Raw genomic sequence first — 237 nt, 5'->3', positions numbered from 1 at the left:
GGCGTCGGACAACCACGCGCTGGAGATCTACCCGACGCAGAAGCCGAACGCGTGCTGCGCGGCATTGCCGCTGCACCACCACTGCATCTTCAAGCTCGGCCTGCCGATCGGCGAGATGTGGTATCTGGGCGCGCTGGCCCGCTGGCTGACCGCCAACGGCCGCAGCCGCTTCCTCCTGACCGCGCCGCCGCTGAACCTGCCGGGCGCGGTGGGTTCGCCCGCCACGCCGGTGGCCAC

1 pseudogene is annotated in these 237 nt (G+C 71.7%); it reads left to right on the top strand.

Annotated features, from left to right (window positions below):
* A pseudogene (locus SB771_RS36950) lies at positions 1-237 on the top strand (cyclase family protein); the annotation flags it as partial.

The organism is Burkholderia sp. SIMBA_051 (assembly GCF_046534915.1).
Taxonomy (GTDB): domain Bacteria; phylum Pseudomonadota; class Gammaproteobacteria; order Burkholderiales; family Burkholderiaceae; genus Burkholderia; species Burkholderia ambifaria.
The sequence above is the reverse complement of the archived record's forward strand: the minus strand, read 5'-3'. Positions and strand labels throughout refer to the sequence as shown.